This is a genomic window from Methylocella sp., from assembly GCF_041905455.1.
Classification (GTDB): Bacteria; Pseudomonadota; Alphaproteobacteria; order Rhizobiales; family Beijerinckiaceae; genus Methylocapsa.
The window spans coordinates 10,321-26,608 of record NZ_JAYRLA010000028.1; the positions used below are offsets into that span (position 1 = coordinate 10,321).

The window sequence follows — 16,288 nt, forward strand, 5'->3', positions numbered from 1 at the left end:
GCGGATGCCCAGACGCCGAAAGCCTGCTGCTTCTTTTCAGTGTAGCTCCAAGGAGAAGAAGCATGTTGCCGAAGAAGGGCAGGTCATTTCCGTCTGGAACAGGTGAACCCGGCAATCTCCGCCGCTATGCCGACGTCATCTCTCTCGCTTTAAAAGCAGAGCTCGGCGGCTCACGTCGAACGATCAAAACAGTGCAACGCTGGACCAACGCCAGTGAACGCACGGTCAAGAACTGGATGTCAGGCTGCTGTGGTCCAGACGGAGACCATCTTGTCGCGCTGCTCGCCCATTCCAACACGGTGTTGCAAATGGTTCTTATCGCAAGTGGGCGGTTTGATCTTGTTCAGATATTTATGGAGCGCTCGGGCCTAGCGGCCATCGGCGACCAAGCGAAAGCCCACGAAAGCGAGAATACGCGAAAGCGCGTCTTCGTAGACGACCCTGTTCGCGTCCCCGTTGATGACCTTGAACCTGACCCTGATGAAAGGTTCGTCCCAAACGAGAGGCAGCATTGGTTTCTCGCCCAACTCGCGAGCGGAGAACGGGTCTCGGCTCGATCCTTGCTAGGCCAGTTCGGTGTCGCCGAAAAAACGGCGAAACGAGATATCGCCACTCTCAAGATGAACGGGCTGATCTCGTTCATCGGAACCCGGCGATGCGGCCGATATCGACTCCGGCGAATCAATCTCTTTCGCGTTCAGCCTGACTGACTTCAGCTTGGCTTTGAGTATCGGTTCAGCTTGAACACTGCGGCGCGAAGCTCTGGACGGCCGCCGCGTTTCGCCGGCGGGGTCAAACACGAAGTCGACTCGGTTGCTGCCGAACAAGCCGCGCGGCGCGCCGCGGGTTGATGACCGGCGGGTTTTGAGCGGCATTTTCCGGCGGCTGCGGACGGTGCGCCGCCATGTCGAGGAGCTGCGCGCGCTCGTCGTTCATAAGGGCGCCGCGAGCCCTGCAAGAAGTCCGCGCCCGGCTGCGTCGCGCCTCAGGCCATGAGCTCCCTGACATGCGCCGCCGCCGATGCGGAGAGCGCCTCGAGATTGTAGCCGCCCTCGAGGATCGAGACGAGCCGCCCGGAGCAATGCGCCGCCGCGACGCCGGCGAGCGCCTTCGTCATCCAGGCGAAATCGGCCTCGACGAGTTCGAGGTTGGCGAGCGGATCGTCCTTGTGGGCGTCGAAGCCGGCGGAGACGATCAGCATCTCGGGCGCGAAGGCGTCGAGCGCCGGCAGGATCTGGCGCTCATAAGCCTCGCGAAAGGCGCCGCCGCCATCGCCGGCGCGCATCGGCACGTTGAGGATCGTGCCGGCGGCGCCTGTCTCGTCCCGGCGTCCCGTGCCCGGAAACAGTGGCATCTGGTGGGTCGAAGCGTAGAAGATCGTCGGGTCCGACCATACGCTGACTTGCGTCCCATTGCCGTGGTGAACGTCGAAATCGCAGATCGCCACGCGCTTCAGGCCATGGGCCCTTTGCGCGTGGCGCGCGGCGATCACGGCGGCGTTGAACAGGCAGAAGCCCATCGCGCGCTCGGGCTCGGCGTGATGGCCGGGCGGGCGGGCGGCGACGAAGGCGTTGCGCGCGCCGCCGCTCGCCACCTCGTCGACGGCGAGGCGCGCCGCCCCGAGCGCGCGCATCGCCGCCTCCCATGTGCCCGGGCTCATCACCGTATCGCTGTCGAGATAGACGAAGCCTTTCTCGGGACGCTTCGCCTCGATCCCCCTGACGTAGGCTTCGGTATGGGCGAGCAGCGCCAGCTCCGGCTCGGCGAGCGGCGCCTGCGCCCGTCTCAGATCGCGGAAGTCTTCGCCGGAAAGGCCGCGCTCGACCGCCCTGAGCCGCGCCGGCGTCTCCGGAATGACGAGCGGGACGAGATGAAGCAGGCAGGCCGGATGGGTGATGAAGAGCGTGCCCATGACAGATCCCGTTGCGTCAAAGCGCCGAAGGCGGCGGCCTTTCCTTTTCGCACGCCGCCGCGCTTCGCGAATTCAAGAGCAAAAATCGGAGCGCCTCGCGCCGGCGCCCGCCTAAAGTGCGCCGGCGTCGAGCGCCGGCTTCCGGCTGCTCAGAATCGCGAAAAGGGAGCCTTCGACGAGCCGTGAAGAACAGAACAAGCAGGTTGTCGCCCGGTGGTTCAAGGAATTCCGGGACAATCCCTGGAATCCGCAGGTGATCGCGCCATCGGGCGCGGGGCGCCCGCGACGCCTTTCTCGCCGTCGGCGGGCGTCTCCTGCGATGGACGCCGGCGGGCTATACGGCCGTCCCCGCGCGCGTCGCCCCTGACAGGCTGCTGACGCCGCCCTCGACGCTGGCGGCGCTTCGGGCCGGCTACCGTCCGGTTCTGCATCCGTCCGCGCACGCGAAGGAGGCGCGCGTTTGACTCCGGATTCCCGCCTCCCCGACGTGACCGTCGCCCTGCGCTACGCGCCTCCCTACGACTGGCGCTCGATGATCGCCTTTCTGAAGGAGCGGGCGATCTGCGGCGTCGAAGCCGTCGACGAGGACGCCTACAGGCGCACGATCCTCATCAACGGTGGGACGGGAACGCTCTACGTGCGACCCGGCGCGCGCGATGCTCTCGAGGTCGCCGTCCGCTTTCCGGACCCCGCTCATGTTCCGCTGATCCTCGATCGGGTCGGCCGGGTATTCGACCTCGCCGGCGATCCCGCAGCCGTCGCCGCGCATCTTTGCGCCGACCCGGCGCTTGAGCCGCTCGTGCGCCTGCGGCCCGGACTGCGCGTGCCCGGAGGCTTCGACGGGCTCGAGCTCGCGATCCGCGCCGTGCTCGGCCAGCAGGTCAGCGTCGCGGCGGCGGCGCGTCTCGCCGGCAAGCTCGTTCTCGCTCATGGGCTCCCGCTGAAGTATCCGGAGCCCGGCCTCACTCACGCCTTTCCTCCGGCAGAGGCGCTGGTCGGCGCGGATTTCGCCGCGCTTGGCATGCCGCGCAGCCGCGCCGCCGCCCTCGCCGCCCTCGTTGAGGCGAGCCTCGAGGACGCGAGCCTGTTCCAGCCGCGCGCCAGCCTCGCCGAGGCCGTGCGGCGCCTGCGGCAGATCAGGGGGATCGGCGAATGGACGGCGCAATATGTCGCCCTGCGGCTGCTGCGCGAGCCCGACGCCTTTCCGGCCGCCGATGTCGCGCTTCTGCGCGCGATGGAGCGGCTGCGCGCAGGCCCGTGGACCGCGAAGACGCTGCTCGAGCGATCCGAAAGCTGGCGGCCCTTCCGCGCGAACGCCGCGCAATATCTGTGGACGGCCGCCTGAGCCGCGCCGCGCGGCGCAAGATCACCCCGTCGCGACGCCGACGAGGAGTCGGGAATCGGCCTTCAGCGCGGCGACGTCCCGCACGTCGATCAGAGCCATAGCGACGAAGCGCCCGGCCATCAGGTCGGCGAGCTCCGCCGCGTCGCGAAAGCCGATGGCCTCGCCCTCGGCGACCCTCTGGGCGAGCGGCAGGCCGCGCGGTCCGCGATAGAGCTCGACGGCGCCGAAGTCGGCGAGCGCGCGCGGAGGAGCCGCCTTGAACCGCGTCGCGTCATAGACGAGCGCGGTCCGCGCCGCCGCGGCGCCGCGTCCGGTCAGGAGCGCCGCGGCCGAGCCGGCGGCGCCCCGCAGCACGGCGCGGCGCGTCGGAGAGTTGAAGACTGCGCGCATGGCCTCACCTCGCGTCGTGGAAGATCACGCCGACGGTATGGCGGCGGCCGGACCGCACCCGGCTCACGCCGTGGCGCATGTTCACCCTGTAGTCGCCGCGCGATCCCCGAGCGGGACGCTGATGGACCGCGAACACGATCGCGTCGCCCTGGCCGAGCGGCGCGACCTCGACGCGCGACTGCATGCGCGGGCGCTGTTCGGTGAGAACGAACTCGCCGCCAGTGAACTCCTCGCCGGGGCGCGAGAGCAGGATCGCAACCTGCAGCGGGAACGCCAGCTCGCCGTAGAGATCCTGATGCAGGCAATTGTAGTCGCCCGGATCATACTGGAGCAGCAGAGGCGTCGGCCGCGTCTGCCCCGCCTCGCGGCAACGCGCCAGCAGCTCCGCATGCTCGGCCGGATAGCGCTCGGCGACGCCCATCCGTTCGTTCCAGGCGTTGGCGATCGGGGCGAGCCGCGGGTAGAGCGAGCCGCGCAGCTGCGCGACCACATCCGGCAGCGGATAGGAGAAATATTTATACTCGCCCCGTCCGAAGCCGTGGCGGGCCATGACCACGCGGCTCCGGAACCGACTGTCGTCGGGATAAAGCGCCGCGAGCGCCTCGCACTCGCCGCGCGTCAGCAACGCCGGCAGGATCGTCGCGCCGTTCTCTGACAGCTCGGCCTGCGCCCTGCTCCAGTCGGCGCGCGCGACGCGCTCGATCTCCCGGCTCTGCGCCATCTGCGCGGCCGCCACGCTCACTGGCCGCGCTCGCGTTCGAGGAGCGCGCGCTTGCGCTCGACTCCCCAGCGATAGCCAGACAGGGCGCCGTCGCTGCGCACCACGCGATGGCACGGGATCGCCACGGCGATGGCGTTCGCGCCGCAAGCCTGCGCCACGGCGCGGACCGATTTCGGCGCCCCTATGGCGCTGGCGACGTCGGCGTAGCTCGCCGTCGTTCCCGGCGCGATCTTGAGCAGCGCCGTCCAGACGCGCTGCTGGAACGCCGTGCCGCGGATGTCGAGCGGCAGGTCGAGGCCGATCGAGGGCCGCTCCACGAATCCGACGACCCGCGCGACGACGTCCTCGAACGCCTCGTCGCCGCCGATGAGCTCCGCCTTTGGAAAGCGGTCCTGCAGATCGCGCACGAGCGCGTCCGGATCGTCGCCGAGCGCGATCGCGCAGACGCCCTTTGCGCTCTGCGCCACGAGAAGCGATCCGAGCGCGCATTCGGCGACCGCGAAACGGATTTCCGCTCCCGCGCCGCCGGCGCGGAATTCGGTCGGCCGCATGCCGAGCGTCTTGTTCGCCGTCTCATAGAAGCGCCCGTTCGAGCCGAAGCCGGCGCCGTAGATCGCCGAGGTCACCGAAGAATTGCGATCGAGGAGCTCGCGGCGAACCCGCTTCGCGCGTTCGGCTTTCGCATACCCCTTCGGCGTCAGGCCGGTCTCCGCCTTGAACAGCCGGTGAAAATGCGACGGGCTCATCATGCACATCGCCGCGAGTCTTTCGAGACCAGGAGCGTTTTCGGCCTGTTCGATGATCCGGCAGGCTTTTGCGACGACCGCGGCGCGGTCGGCCGCGCCGCCGGCCTCGTTCGGCCCGCATCGTTTGCAGGGACGAAACCCGGCGGCTTCCGCAGCCTCGGATGTCGCATGGAATGCGACGTTCTCGGGGTTGGCGCGACGCGAAGGGCATGACGGCCGGCAATAGACGCCGGTGGTGCGGACGGAATAGACGAAAGAACCATCGGCGTCGCGATCGCGTGCGACGATTGACGGCCAGCGCGGATCATGGTCCGCACGGGGTCTGGCCATGCTCATGGCGGACATTGGCTTCTCTCTCATGGTCGATGAAGACATGGCCGACATATATGCGGAGCCCGGCGGCCGGCGCGCTCCGACTCTTGCTTTCAAATTCCCTCGCCCGGCGGCGGCGCGCTTGCGCCGGGGTCGCGGAAACAGTCGTTCGATCCCATTCTATCCGAATTCGAAGGCAAGAATCGGAGTTTCCGCCGCGCGCCGTTGCTCCACGCCAGACGCGTTCGTCGAAGGCCGGAAACAGGCCGGACCAGGGAGATCGCGCCATGCGCGGGAGAAAAGCAGTGTTCGTGCTGGCGGCATGTCTTGCGGCGCCCGGCGCGGCCTTCGCCGAAGGGAGCCAGAAGCCAGCCCAGGCGCCTATGAGATCGCAGCGCATTTCGAGATGGCGCGCATCGTCGACGAGGCCTGGACGGCCAGGCGCTGCATCCGCGCCGTCGAGACGGCGCCCGCGCGCGGGCTTCTTCATCCTCACGCCCGAAACGCCGATTTCCGCCTGCCCAGCCAAGGAGAGCGACGGCGCGCTGGCGTTCGACGTCGTTTGCGACGGCCCCAATTCCGGCCACGCCGAAGCCTCCTGCGAACTATTCGACGATTCGTTCCGCGGCCGCATCGAAATGCTGGCGGGCGGCAAGAACATGCGGATGACGGAAGTCCAGGAGGGCCGCCGCGTCGGCGACTGCGCGGAGAACGCCCCGTGAGAGGGGCCGCCGCGCTCCTGTCGGCCGCGCTCACTTGCGCCTTCTGCGCGCCCGCGGGAGCCGACGAGGGCCTTTCCGCCGGCGCCTATGAAGTCAGATACCGGCTCGAATTGCCGCATGTCGAATCGCGCGACGAGGCCGCCGCGACGATCTGCCTGTCCGGTCGAGATGCGGCGCCGCCGGTGCTAAGCGCCAACAATCCGCTGGCGCATTGCCCCGCGGATCATATCCGCCGCGACGGCGCGGAATTATCTTTCGACATCGCCTGCCCCGGCCCCAACGCGGCCAAGGCCTATGCGCTCTTCGCCGTGCGCGGCGAGCGATTCGAAGGCCGCATCGCCATGAACATGGGCGGCAAGAACATGACCATGACCGAGGTGCAGCAAGGTCGCCGGATCGGCGACTGCGCGGCTCCGGTTCATTAAGCAGGGGAAGACATGACGATGATCGGCGCGTGGGCGGCGAAGGGAGTGGACGGCAGAATATATCGCCATGCGCCGGCTTCGCTTTCCCGGCGGCTTCCCGGCATCCGACATCGGACTTCTCAGGGCCATGGTCGACGCGGCCGGCGCGAAACCGACGCCAGCCGCGCTGAAAGCGAGGGCCGAAGCTTGGCGACCATGGCGCGCTTATGCGGCGCTCCATCTCTGGTTGGGCGAATTGACGCCCGATCCCCTTGCTCAACCTTCAAATTCGGACAAGCGCGATGCAGCCTGATCAACTGACTCTCGACAGCATCGAGACGCCTATCGGCGTCGCTCGGCTCGTCACCGATGCCGCCGGCTATCTGCGCTCCTTTGACTGGGTGGATTATGTCGATCGCCAGCTCAAGCTGCTTCGCCGTTACAATGGAGAAGTGACTCTGACGCCCGGCACGGCTCCGACGACCATACGGCGGGCCATCCGCGCCTATTTTGACGGTGATCTGCAATCGCTCGGGACAATTCCCTGGCGGACGCCCGGATCGGACTTCCAGCTCGAATGTTGGAACGCGCTCTGTGCGATCCCAGCCGGCGAGACGCTGACTTATGGTTCTCAGGCCGCGAAGATCGGGCGACCGAATGCGATGCGCGCGGTTGGTCTCGCCAACGGCGGCAATCCGATCGCTGTCATCGTTCCCTGTCATCGCGTCATTGGGGCTAGCGGCTCTCTGACCGGCTACGGCTGTGGCATCTGGCGCAAACGCTGGTTGCTGCGCCATGAGGGATTTACCGCATTCCAGGATAGCGGCGACCTTTTTGACCATGCCGAAGATTTGCGGCGCGCGCTGCCACGCACTCGATTCCGCGAGCGATCCAACGAAGCCTAGCGCCGTGCATGTCGCCACATTGATACAGGCGTAGGGAGTGTCTGTGATGGGTGATGCTCAAGACCGCTTCAAGCAGAAAATCGGCGGCGCTCGTAGTTCTATGATGAAATGGCGCGCCGCGCCGAGCGATGATGAGAGCTATGTCTACGCTTTAGCCCTCTAGGCTACTCCTTTAACCAGAATACCGGTTGGAGGCGCGCTTCGATGTTACAGGCGTCGCGCGGGCCGTCATGTGAGCCAAGGCCTGAGCAGTGCTCATGTATAAAACGCGAACTGATCGAGTGTGAGCAGCGCCTGAAGGGCGCGAGGCATGGTGTATTGGTCTGCCGCCAATGCGCCGTGGCCAACCGCATGACGTGAGGCTGTTCCACTCCCGTTTCCGCGCACGAAGTCAGCGAAGGCATAATCGCGCACCACCGCGCGATCAATGACCATCGGCCGGGATCATCTTACAAAGGCCGAAACCGTCACGGTGGCGGCGATCGAGAACGGCGCGCCAGCCTGCCGACTTGCAACGTCGTTTTCAAATCATAAACTTAACTTGGAACGGCTTCGGCGTTCCGACCCTTGATCCCCCCCGCAAAAAGCGGCAAGGTCCGCGCCCGCGGCGCAGACCGCTTCCTCTCTCCTTCCGCCGCAAGAAAATGCCAGCTCCCCTTCGCATCGGCCTCGCCGGCCTCGGCACCGTCGGCGCCTCCGTCGTCCGGCTCCTCGACCGTCAGGCCGCCGCGCTCACCGCGCGCACCGCGCGCCGCATTGAGGTTTCGGCCGTCAACGCCCGCGATCCTAACAAGGACCGCGGCGTCGATCTCGCGCGCGCGAAATGGTTCGGCGATGCGGTCGCGCTCGCCCGCAGCCCCGACATCGACATCTTCGTCGAGTTGATCGGCGGCGCCGACGGGCCGGCGCTCGAGGCCGTCGAGGCGGCGCTGTCGGCCGGCAAGTCCTGCGTCACCGCCAACAAGGCGCTGCTCGCCAAGCACGGGCTGCGGCTCGCGCGCCTCGCCGAGGAGAATGGCGTCGCCCTCTCCTTCGAGGCCTCGGTCGCCGGCGGCGTCCCGATCGTCAAAACGCTCCGGGAAGGCCTCGCCGGCAACTCGATCGAGCGCGTCTACGGCATCCTCAACGGCACCTGCAATTACATCCTCTCGCGCATGGAGCGCGAGGGCCTGAGCTTCGACGCCTGCCTCAAGGAGGCGCAGCGGCTCGGCTACGCCGAGGCCGACCCGACCTTCGACATCGGCGGCTTCGACACGGCGCATAAGCTCGCCATCCTGACCTCGCTCGCCTTCGGCGTGCAGATCGACGCCGAGGCCGTCGACGTCGAGGGGATTCAGTCGATCCGCCTCGCCGACCTCGAAGCTGCGGATGAACTGGGCTACCGCGTAAAACTGCTCGGCGTCGCGCGTCGCACGCCGGACGGGATCGAGCAGCGCGTCGCCCCGACCATGGCGCCGAAATCCTCCGCGATCGCGCAGGTGATGGGCGTGACCAACGCGGTGACGATCGACGCCGACGCGGTGCATGAACTGACCCTCGTCGGACCCGGCGCCGGCGGCGAGGCGACGGCGTCCGCGGTCGTCGCCGACATCGCCGACATCGCCCGCGGCGTGCGCTCAAAACCCTTCGGCCTGCCGACGTCGGAGCTCGCGCCGCTCGAGCCCGCGCCGATGCAGCTGCATCTTGGCGGCTATTATGTGCGGCTTTGCGCCTATGACCGTCCCGGCGCGGCGGCGGCCATCGCCGCCAGATTCGCCGAGCGCGACATCTCGCTCGAAAGCATCGTGCAACGACGCCGGCCCGGCGCGGAGGGCGGCCCGCCCGGAACGGCGCCGGTCGTCCTGATCACCTACGCCACGCATGAGAAGACGCTGCGCGAGGCGCTGGAGGCGGCCGTCGCCGACGGCTTCCTGGCCGAGAAGCCGCAGTTCATCCGCATCGAGCGCGAGTAAGGGGTCGACGCGCCGCGAAAGCTGGAGTGGAGGCGGGATGCGCCGGTTTCTCGTCGTCGCCTTCGCGGTCGCGATCGGCGCGGCGCTCGCCGTCCTGCCGGCGCTGGCGGCGTTCGATCCCGCGCTGCGCCGCGCGAGCGCGCTGTTCATGCAATATCTCGCCTGCGCCCTGTCGCGGGGCGCTGTCGATCCCGACGCCTTCGTCACGGCGGGCGCGCTCGCGCGTTTCGCCTGGACGGCCGCGGTCTCGGTGTGCGTCGTCCCGCTCGTCGTCGTCGCTCTGGTCGGCGAGGCGGCGGGGATCCGCTCCGCCTTGTGGCACATTGGGGCGACCGGACTTTTGGCCGCCGCCGCGCCATGGATCGCGCGGGCGGCGTTCGGCGCCTCGCGCGTCGTCACGACGAGCTCGCAGGAATTACATTTCGCCCTTGTGTTCTTCGTGACGGGCGCGACCGCCGGCGCCGTCTACTGGCTGCTCGCCGGCCGCGGCGGGCGGGACCCGTCGGTGGTTCCGGATTGAGCGCGGCCGCAGGTTGCGGGGCGCGGCGCGCCGCACTATGGTCCGCCCGCCGCGCAAGGCGGCGAAGCGTTGGGGCGTAGCCAAGCGGTAAGGCAGCGGATTTTGATTCCGCCACGCGGAGGTTCGAATCCTCCCGCCCCAGCCAACGCATAAACGTGCCTAAAATACACGTAAAATCAATAACTTGACGATACTGAATAAATTGTCAGGACCCCACGCGGGACCCCAAAAAGGACCCCTCGCTTTATGTGCGTGCCTATCGTGGTTAAGGTGAGCCGGCCGCTATCTGCGATTCGCTTTTGATAGACTGATGGACATGCTAAATCCCTCAGTGATTCTTGTTATCTTGGCCGCAGGCGTTTTCGCTCTGGTTTCGCGCATTGTTTCTGACACTTTCAGCGCCAACTTTAGAAGATTTCTCGCTGAAAAGGGCCAAGATGGCTATCTTCTAGCAGCTTATGATAAGGTACCTGTTTTTGGTCGTCACTCGCTCGCCTTGTGGCTTCGGCTTCGACAACGGTGGTGGCTTTGGCTTGTTCTTGGTATGGCCTTAGGCTTGGGAATTTCGCTTTGGGCAATGACAAGTGACAGGGGTGCTTTTTTCGTGGCCACTGTTATGTCCAAAATTGAGAGCGTATCACAGGAGGCTAATGAGCTTTCAGCAGAAGAAAGACAATTTAGGATTGACCTGAAAAAGTTTATCCTTTCCAGCCTCGATGGCGTCGACCAGTCGTTCAATAGTTTATCGAATAACGTTTCTGACATTAGCAATTTAGGCTCTAGAGAAGATATCACGAACGCTGAAAAAGTAAAAATTGAGGCGCGCTCTAATCTATTTCGCTCTGCTATTGGGTCATATGGCAATGGTTGTGGTACGAGCAAGTCGTGGCCCGCGCTACGAAATTCGGCAGACATTAAGATCGAGGATTTGGATGTTAATGTGGTTATGTCAAATATTATTACATATCTAAATGACTATAATAATGAACAGCTTAGTCTTCTATATTATCTTACGCTTGCTGGAGAAGGCGCGAATATGAATAAGCCTTTTTCCGCATGGCTTGATGCAGACTTACGGGCGCGCTTGGCTTTACATGATCTCAAAGCGTCACAGGCTGCTAAGGAGCTTACTCGAATAAACGAGGGCTATTTTGCCTCGCTTAACGATAGGTTCGACACCTACCGAAATTCGCCGGCGCATCCGTGATTCCTTAGCGCAGCCGAGAAAGCCCCGGGGAATCCTCCGGGGCTTCTAAGATTGAGGTTGCAGCCTACTTCAAGCCCCTTGGGCTGCCTTGCTCACAACCTCGACAACCACAGCTGGCGGCACGGCGATCTGATCACTTGCCATGAGTTCGTTATCTTCCGCCGCCTCCGCTTCAGCGTCGCGCCGCACCCTATGCCAACTAACGTGGTCTAAAGCCGGAACTCCATCTTCATTGAAGGGGACGACGATGAAAAATGTCGTATTGCTCATGTCTGGCTGCTCCTACGGGATGAAGAAATCTGAGGCCGATGCCTATATTCATGTCCGTCAATGCTAGTAAGTCAAGCGCGCGCATCCTATCTGACCAATAATCCGATTGTATAGCGATGCGATGGTGCATCGTAACATTTCTAAGATCGTTGTTTCTAAACGGGATATATTGTGCACCTAGGCATCAATGGCGTCAGAAATTTATTTTTGCAGCCACATCCAGACCGTACATGTGGCGCGGCATAGTGTCGGCCAGATTCAGCCGTTAGTGCATCCTCGCCCTCTCCGGCCCTATCTCCAGCGCCGCATACGCCGTAGCTTCAATGGCGGACCGAAGGGAAAAGCATTGATGCCTGTGCGGCGCTTGGTTTTATTGAAGTGAGCTCCACACACTGGCGCTAGATATTGTGTATCTGCCGTTAAGAGGCACTATAGGTGGTGTGATGGTGCCGTTTGCCGATGACACCCGGCCTCTCACGGATGGCCGAAAGAAGCCTCAGCGCGCCGACGACGCAACCTCGTCGAGAGGGTCTTCAACCGGATCAAGCAGTTCCGCGGCGTCGCCACACGTTACGACAAACGCCCCGCAAACTACCTCGCCGCCGTCAAACTCGTCGCTGCAAAAATCTGGCGTCAAAGCTTATGAGCCGACGCCCTAACTATGTCCGTGATTGAAAATCCGGATAAAGCGGCCTTCGACCGGCCGGACCGCGTGACGCGTGTGGATAATTATACTCATGACGCCTCGGCCTCAGCGTCTGCGGTGCCTTGGTCTTGAGGCGGCCTCGCCGCCGCCTATATCGAAGCCGCTCAGGCCCGTTCGGGGGGGGGGGGAGTATGGGAACGATGGTTTCGATCGTCTCGCCGCGATGTTCGAAGACGACGCGTTTGACGGGCGCTTCGTAGAGTCGTTCGAGCGCGGCTTCGCTCAGCACCTGTCGCGACGGGCCGAGAGCGTAGTCGGATACGCCGGTCATGAGCAGGGTCTGGTCGGCGACGGCGAGCGCGTGCTCGGGATGATGCGTCGTCATGACGATCGTCAGGCCATGCTCGCGCGACAGGCGCAAGATCCAGCGCAGCACCAGCGCCTGGTTCTTGAGGTCGAGCGCGGAGGTGGGTTCGTCGAGGATGAGGATGTCCGCTTGCGCGGCCAGCGCGCGGGCGAAGATGACGAGCTGGCGTTCGCCGCCGGACAGGCTATGGAACGGGCTTCGGGCGTGGGCGGCGACGCCGAAGCGATCGAGAGCGTCGAGCGCAGCCGCCTCGTCCTGCGCCGATGGCTGCGAGAACAGGCCGATGCGGCGGGCGCGGCCCATGAGGACCATGTCGAGGGCGCTGTAGTCGAAGCTCGCGTGAAACAGCTGGGGAACGAAGGCCGTGCGCCCGTCGAGGCGCGCGGCGCCTTCGCAGGGCTTCAAGGCGCCAAGCAGAAGTTTGAGAAGGGTCGTCTTGCCGCGCCCGTTCGGTCCGAGCACGGCGAGGACGCCCCCGCGCGGCGCCGTCGCGTCGAGATTGCGAAGGAGCCAGCGGCCCGGGGAATAGAAAAATCCCAACCCTTCGACCGTGATCGCAGGCTCACTCACTCGTCCATCCTTTCGACTGCGTCTTCCAGAACAGGAATGCGAAGACCGGCGTGCCGATGACGCTCGTCAGCAGGCCGATGGGGATTTCGCCGTCGCCGACGCTGCGCGCGATATCGTCGATTCCGAGAAGATAGATCCCGCCGAGGAAGGCGGCCGTCGGCAACAGGCGCGTATGCTCGGGCCCGACGAGCATGCGCGCCAGATGCGGCACGATGAGGCCGACCCAGCCGACGCCGCCCGAGACCGAAACCTGCGCCGCCACGATGAGCGCGACGAGCCCCAAAAGACCCCAGCGCATCGCGCCGACGTTGACGCCAAGCGCGCGGGCGTCGGCCTCGCCGAGCGACAGAAGATTGACGCGCCAGCGCAGCGCGAGCAGCGCGGTTCCGGCGACGAGCATGACGCCCGCGACGATCGCCACCTTTTCGTAGGTCGCGCCGGCGAAGCTGCCGAGAAGCCAATAGACGATCGACGGCAGGCTCGACATCGGATCTGCGAGCGTCTGCGCCAGTCCGGTCAGGGCCGAGCAGAAGCCGCCGACGACGACGCCGGCCAGCACGAGGCTCAACGCCCCGCCCTGCCTGACGAACCGCGCCAGTCCAAAGGCGGCGACGAGCGCAAGCAGCCCGGAGGCGAAGGCGAGGCCGGTGACGGCGAGCGACGGCCAGGCGAGCAGGATGGCGACGACGCCGCCGAGCGAAGCGCCCGCCGTGACGCCCGCGACCTCCGGGCCGACGAGGGGATTGCGGAAGACGCCCTGCATCGTCGCGCCGGCCAGCGCGAGGCCCATGCCGCACAGGGCGACGAGCAGGATGCGCGGCATGCGGATGATTTCGACGACCACCCATGGCGCATCGGAATAGTCGCCGCGCGCGCCGAAGGGCGCGGATGTGACGACGATCCGGACCACATGGCCGAAGGGAACCGGGTAACGTCCGATCGTCAGCGACCCAAGCATCAACAGGACGAGCGCGGCGAAAAGAACGGCGGGAACGGGATCGAGGCGGCGGCGCCGCGAAGCAACGGAGACAGCGAGCGTCACTGCGAGGTCCTGAACCTGAAGCTATTCCGGAAGGCCGGTCGCGCGCGGTCGGCGCGCGCAAAACCGCATTCGCCAACAAGTCGCGACAGCGGCGAGGACTTGCGACGCGGCTTGAGCGCCGATGACGACGCGACGGCGAGCGAAGCGCACGCATGACGCATCAAGCGGAAAGCCGACCGATCCCGCCTCCCCGCCGCCGATGTTTCGCCTTGTCACGCAGGCCGTTACGAATCTATGAATCCCTATATATAGCAAATCCGCGCGATGTCTCGCGCCCGTTTTTGCGTTGAGGCGCTCGCAGCGTCGGCGCAGCCGCGCGGATGGCCGCCCGCTCCAAAGGACAAGCCCTTTGCATGATCTCATTTCCGAAGACGGCGTCGATGCGCTGTTCGCCCTTCTGCCGGCCTCCTTTCTCCAGGCCGGCCCGGTCGCGAGGCTCGTCATGGCCCTGCTCGCGCTGGCGTCCGTCTGGAGCTGGGCGCTGATCGGCGAGGGACTTTACGCCCTCGTGAGGCTCAACCGCGCGATCAGCAGCGCCCAGGGCGGCGAAACGCCGCGAGCGATCGCGCCCATCTTCGGCGCCGGGCAGGCGGCTGCGGGAATCGCGGTTCCGGACGAAAGCGCGAGCGAGAAGCGCCAGCGAGTCGCGGAGGCCATGAACAGGCCGGCCCAGGTCGCGCTGACCGACGCGGAAGGCGGCTTGCCGAATCTGGCGATCATCGCCTCCGTCGCGCCGTTCATCGGGCTGTTCGGCACGGTTTGGGATCATGACGAGCTTCTCCAGCATCGCCGAGGCGAAGGATACGAGCCTCGCCGTGGTGGCGCCGGGCATCGCCGAGGCGCTCGCGGCCACCGCCTGGGGCCTCGCCGCGGCGATCCCGGCCTCGATCGCCTACAACCGCCTCGGCGCGGGCCTCGCGCGCGCCGGGCAGCGGCTCGCCCATCTCGTCGAAGCGCAGGCTGTCGAAATCGTCGCCGGGCGGGCGGGCGCGCCTGCGGGAGGCGGCGCCGCGGGGGCCGGCCGGCGCGCCGACGTCGCGCTCGGGGACCTCGCTCCATGACGCTCTCGCCGCAGTCGAGGCCGACGGGTCTCTACCGACCGCTCGCCGACATCAACGTGACCCCTCTCGTCGACGTGATGCTGGTGCTGCTCGTCATCTTCATGGTGACGGCCCCGATGCTGGCGACGGGCCTGAAGGTCGATCTGCCTCAGGCGAAAACCGCGCAGCCGCTCGACGCCAGGAAGCCCCCCGTCGTGACCATCGGCAAGGATGGGCGGCTCGCCATCGACAATCAGGAGACGACGAAGGACGATCTCGTCTCCGCCGTGATCCGCGCCAACGGCGGCGATCTCGGGCGCATGATCTATCTGCGCGGCGATGCGCAAGCCGTCTATGGCGACATCGTCGCCGTCATGGATCTCCTGGCGCAGAACGGCATGACGCATCTTGCGATCGTCGCCGACGCGCGGGCCAAAGCCGCCGAGGATTCGCCGCGCAAGCCCGGCGAGGCCCCGCCGCCCGGCGGCTCGCCGAACGCAGGGGAAAGCGGCGCGCCCGAGGCGGCGAGCGGCAAAATCTCCGGCGACGCCGCTGCGGCTCCGGCCGCCGGCGCCGACGCGCCTGCGCCAGGCGCCCCTCATTGAGCGCCGCGGCGACGCGGCTCGCGCAACTCACGCAGCGATCCGCCGCGCCGGTCGCCGTCCGTCTGCGGCCGCGATGGCTGCGCCCGCTTCTTCTCACGGCCGCCGTCCTCGCCCATGCCGTCGCGCTCGGCGGAATTCTCTGGTTCTCGGCCGGACAGGTCACGCCGCTCGACGACCTCAAGGTCGAGATCATCCCGCAGGGAGAAACGACGACGTCGACGAGCGTGGCGGCGACGCCGGAAGGCGCGCCGGTGGTCAGCGCCGCGCCGGCGGAGCTCGCCGCCCCCGAGCCGGAGACGCTCGACGACCCGGATGTCGCGGCGCCCGCGGCGGCGGCCGCCGCCGCCGCGTCGGATCTCGCCCTGCCGGCGCCCAGGGTGGAGGCGCCGGACGCCGCCGCGGTCGCGGTGGAGCAGCCGCGGCCGTTGAAGATCGAGGACGAAAAAGCCGCGTCCGAGGCGCGAGACGAGAAGAAACGGGAAAAGATTAGAGCCTGTCGTCAATTGAGCCAGATCACGCTGGCTGCGAGATGGACAGCACCGAGGAAAATTCGGGCGGTCTTGTCGTAGCGTGTTGCGATCGCGCGGTATTGCTTGAGTCTGGCGAAGAAGT

General features: G+C 66.1%; 18 protein-coding genes, 1 tRNA gene and 2 pseudogenes. 11 read left to right on the plus strand and 10 right to left on the minus strand.

What is annotated here, in order from left to right:
* Nucleotides 1-62 precede the first annotated feature (62 nt).
* On the plus strand, nucleotides 63-710 hold the full coding sequence (locus ACE3OG_RS15820) for a hypothetical protein (RefSeq protein ID WP_374310378.1): 648 nt from the start codon (nucleotides 63-65) through the stop codon (nucleotides 708-710).
* Between the two features lie 82 nt (nucleotides 711-792).
* Here ACE3OG_RS15820 and ACE3OG_RS15825 read toward each other — a convergent pair whose 3' ends face one another.
* Both ACE3OG_RS15825 and ACE3OG_RS15830 read right to left on the minus strand, forming a co-directional pair.
* A complete protein-coding gene (locus tag ACE3OG_RS15825; RefSeq protein WP_374310380.1) occupies nucleotides 793-936 on the minus strand; it encodes a hypothetical protein in 144 nt (47 codons plus the stop codon).
* Nucleotides 937-985: 49 nt separating this feature from the next.
* A complete protein-coding gene (locus ACE3OG_RS15830) occupies nucleotides 986-1,912 on the minus strand; it encodes a histone deacetylase family protein (RefSeq protein WP_374310382.1) in 927 nt (308 codons plus the stop codon).
* Between the two features lie 460 nt (nucleotides 1,913-2,372).
* Between ACE3OG_RS15830 and ACE3OG_RS15835 the strand changes: the two genes are divergently transcribed.
* Entirely contained in the window at nucleotides 2,373-3,257 is an 885-nt protein-coding gene (locus ACE3OG_RS15835) for a DNA-3-methyladenine glycosylase (protein WP_374310385.1), read from the plus strand.
* Nucleotides 3,258-3,278: 21 nt separating this feature from the next.
* Here ACE3OG_RS15835 and ACE3OG_RS15840 read toward each other — a convergent pair whose 3' ends face one another.
* Genes ACE3OG_RS15840 through ada form a run of 3 tightly spaced genes read right to left on the minus strand, consistent with a single transcriptional unit; the run spans nucleotide 3,279 to nucleotide 5,459 of the window.
* On the minus strand, nucleotides 3,279-3,647 hold the full coding sequence (locus ACE3OG_RS15840) for a hypothetical protein (RefSeq protein ID WP_374310388.1): 369 nt from the start codon (nucleotides 3,645-3,647) through the stop codon (nucleotides 3,279-3,281).
* A gap of 4 nt (nucleotides 3,648-3,651) precedes the next feature.
* Nucleotides 3,652-4,368: a 2OG-Fe(II) oxygenase gene (locus ACE3OG_RS15845; protein WP_374310410.1), complete on the minus strand. Its 717-nt coding sequence runs from the start codon at nucleotides 4,366-4,368 to the stop codon at nucleotides 3,652-3,654.
* A 17-nt stretch (nucleotides 4,369-4,385) separates the two neighbouring features.
* Complete coding sequence (gene ada, locus ACE3OG_RS15850; RefSeq protein WP_374310390.1) at nucleotides 4,386-5,459, minus strand: bifunctional DNA-binding transcriptional regulator/O6-methylguanine-DNA methyltransferase Ada; 1,074 nt, start codon at nucleotides 5,457-5,459, stop codon at nucleotides 4,386-4,388.
* A gap of 685 nt (nucleotides 5,460-6,144) precedes the next feature.
* Here ada and ACE3OG_RS15855 point away from each other — a divergent pair.
* Both ACE3OG_RS15855 and ACE3OG_RS15860 read left to right on the plus strand, forming a co-directional pair.
* Complete coding sequence (locus ACE3OG_RS15855; RefSeq protein ID WP_374310392.1) at nucleotides 6,145-6,573, plus strand: DUF3617 domain-containing protein; 429 nt, start codon at nucleotides 6,145-6,147, stop codon at nucleotides 6,571-6,573.
* Between the two features lie 281 nt (nucleotides 6,574-6,854).
* Entirely contained in the window at nucleotides 6,855-7,457 is a 603-nt protein-coding gene (locus tag ACE3OG_RS15860) for a methylated-DNA--[protein]-cysteine S-methyltransferase (protein ID WP_374310394.1), read from the plus strand.
* Nucleotides 7,458-7,712: 255 nt separating this feature from the next.
* On the opposite strand, the gene ACE3OG_RS15865 is transcribed toward ACE3OG_RS15860, so the two are convergent.
* Complete coding sequence (locus ACE3OG_RS15865; protein ID WP_374310396.1) at nucleotides 7,713-7,892, minus strand: hypothetical protein; 180 nt, start codon at nucleotides 7,890-7,892, stop codon at nucleotides 7,713-7,715.
* Between the two features lie 209 nt (nucleotides 7,893-8,101).
* Between ACE3OG_RS15865 and ACE3OG_RS15870 the strand changes: the two genes are divergently transcribed.
* The 4 genes from ACE3OG_RS15870 (at nucleotide 8,102) to ACE3OG_RS15885 (ending at nucleotide 11,136) form a co-directional block, all read left to right on the plus strand.
* On the plus strand, nucleotides 8,102-9,409 hold the full coding sequence (locus ACE3OG_RS15870) for a homoserine dehydrogenase (protein WP_374310398.1): 1,308 nt from the start codon (nucleotides 8,102-8,104) through the stop codon (nucleotides 9,407-9,409).
* A 37-nt stretch (nucleotides 9,410-9,446) separates the two neighbouring features.
* Nucleotides 9,447-9,929 carry a hypothetical protein gene (locus ACE3OG_RS15875; RefSeq protein ID WP_374310400.1) on the plus strand — a complete coding sequence of 161 codons (483 nt, stop codon included), beginning with the start codon at nucleotides 9,447-9,449 and terminating at the stop codon, nucleotides 9,927-9,929.
* A gap of 70 nt (nucleotides 9,930-9,999) precedes the next feature.
* Nucleotides 10,000-10,074: transfer RNA gene (locus tag ACE3OG_RS15880), tRNA-Gln, on the plus strand.
* A 165-nt stretch (nucleotides 10,075-10,239) separates the two neighbouring features.
* A complete protein-coding gene (locus ACE3OG_RS15885) occupies nucleotides 10,240-11,136 on the plus strand; it encodes a hypothetical protein (RefSeq protein WP_374310402.1) in 897 nt (298 codons plus the stop codon).
* 69 nt (nucleotides 11,137-11,205) lie between these two features.
* On the opposite strand, the gene ACE3OG_RS15890 is transcribed toward ACE3OG_RS15885, so the two are convergent.
* Nucleotides 11,206-11,406 carry a hypothetical protein gene (locus tag ACE3OG_RS15890; protein WP_374310404.1) on the minus strand — a complete coding sequence of 67 codons (201 nt, stop codon included), beginning with the start codon at nucleotides 11,404-11,406 and terminating at the stop codon, nucleotides 11,206-11,208.
* A 505-nt stretch (nucleotides 11,407-11,911) separates the two neighbouring features.
* Between ACE3OG_RS15890 and ACE3OG_RS15895 the strand changes: the two are divergent.
* Nucleotides 11,912-12,052 (plus strand): annotated as a pseudogene (locus tag ACE3OG_RS15895) (IS5/IS1182 family transposase); the annotation flags it as partial.
* A 13-nt stretch (nucleotides 12,053-12,065) separates the two neighbouring features.
* Here ACE3OG_RS15895 and ACE3OG_RS15900 read toward each other — a convergent pair.
* Both ACE3OG_RS15900 and ACE3OG_RS15905 read right to left on the minus strand, forming a co-directional pair.
* Nucleotides 12,066-12,989 carry an ABC transporter ATP-binding protein gene (locus tag ACE3OG_RS15900; protein WP_374310406.1) on the minus strand — a complete coding sequence of 308 codons (924 nt, stop codon included), beginning with the start codon at nucleotides 12,987-12,989 and terminating at the stop codon, nucleotides 12,066-12,068.
* Entirely contained in the window at nucleotides 12,982-13,947 is a 966-nt protein-coding gene (locus tag ACE3OG_RS15905) for a FecCD family ABC transporter permease (protein WP_374310412.1), read from the minus strand. The genes ACE3OG_RS15900 and ACE3OG_RS15905 overlap by 8 nt, the downstream gene beginning before the upstream one ends.
* A 739-nt stretch (nucleotides 13,948-14,686) precedes the next feature.
* Here ACE3OG_RS15905 and ACE3OG_RS15910 point away from each other — a divergent pair.
* Nucleotides 14,687-15,092 (plus strand): annotated as a pseudogene (locus tag ACE3OG_RS15910) (MotA/TolQ/ExbB proton channel family protein).
* Complete coding sequence (locus tag ACE3OG_RS15915; protein WP_374310408.1) at nucleotides 15,089-15,676, plus strand: ExbD/TolR family protein; 588 nt, start codon at nucleotides 15,089-15,091, stop codon at nucleotides 15,674-15,676. Before ACE3OG_RS15910 ends, ACE3OG_RS15915 begins: the two are co-directional and overlap by 4 nt.
* Before the next feature lie 499 nt (nucleotides 15,677-16,175).
* Here the strand turns inward: ACE3OG_RS15915 and ACE3OG_RS15920 are convergent.
* Nucleotides 16,176-16,288: transposase (locus ACE3OG_RS15920; RefSeq protein ID WP_374310414.1), on the minus strand; the 113-nt coding region annotated here is incomplete at its 5' end.

Coding starts and splice junctions, on each gene's coding strand:
- ACE3OG_RS15860 (WP_374310394.1), top strand. CDS start 6,855: ATGCAGCCTGATCAACTGACTCTCGACAGCATCGAGACGCCTATCGGC.
- ada (WP_374310390.1), bottom strand. CDS start 5,459: ATGTCCGCCATGAGCATGGCCAGACCCCGTGCGGACCATGATCCGCGC.
- ACE3OG_RS15890 (WP_374310404.1), bottom strand. CDS start 11,406: ATGAGCAATACGACATTTTTCATCGTCGTCCCCTTCAATGAAGATGGA.
- ACE3OG_RS15865 (WP_374310396.1), bottom strand. CDS start 7,892: ATGGTCATTGATCGCGCGGTGGTGCGCGATTATGCCTTCGCTGACTTC.
- ACE3OG_RS15885 (WP_374310402.1), top strand. CDS start 10,240: ATGGACATGCTAAATCCCTCAGTGATTCTTGTTATCTTGGCCGCAGGC.
- ACE3OG_RS15915 (WP_374310408.1), top strand. CDS start 15,089: ATGACGCTCTCGCCGCAGTCGAGGCCGACGGGTCTCTACCGACCGCTC.
- ACE3OG_RS15905 (WP_374310412.1), bottom strand. CDS start 13,947: ATGCTTGGGTCGCTGACGATCGGACGTTACCCGGTTCCCTTCGGCCAT.
- ACE3OG_RS15870 (WP_374310398.1), top strand. CDS start 8,102: ATGCCAGCTCCCCTTCGCATCGGCCTCGCCGGCCTCGGCACCGTCGGC.
- ACE3OG_RS15825 (WP_374310380.1), bottom strand. CDS start 936: ATGAACGACGAGCGCGCGCAGCTCCTCGACATGGCGGCGCACCGTCCG.
- ACE3OG_RS15875 (WP_374310400.1), top strand. CDS start 9,447: ATGCGCCGGTTTCTCGTCGTCGCCTTCGCGGTCGCGATCGGCGCGGCG.
- ACE3OG_RS15830 (WP_374310382.1), bottom strand. CDS start 1,912: ATGGGCACGCTCTTCATCACCCATCCGGCCTGCCTGCTTCATCTCGTC.
- ACE3OG_RS15845 (WP_374310410.1), bottom strand. CDS start 4,368: ATGGCGCAGAGCCGGGAGATCGAGCGCGTCGCGCGCGCCGACTGGAGC.
- ACE3OG_RS15840 (WP_374310388.1), bottom strand. CDS start 3,647: ATGCGCGCAGTCTTCAACTCTCCGACGCGCCGCGCCGTGCTGCGGGGC.
- ACE3OG_RS15820 (WP_374310378.1), top strand. CDS start 63: ATGTTGCCGAAGAAGGGCAGGTCATTTCCGTCTGGAACAGGTGAACCC.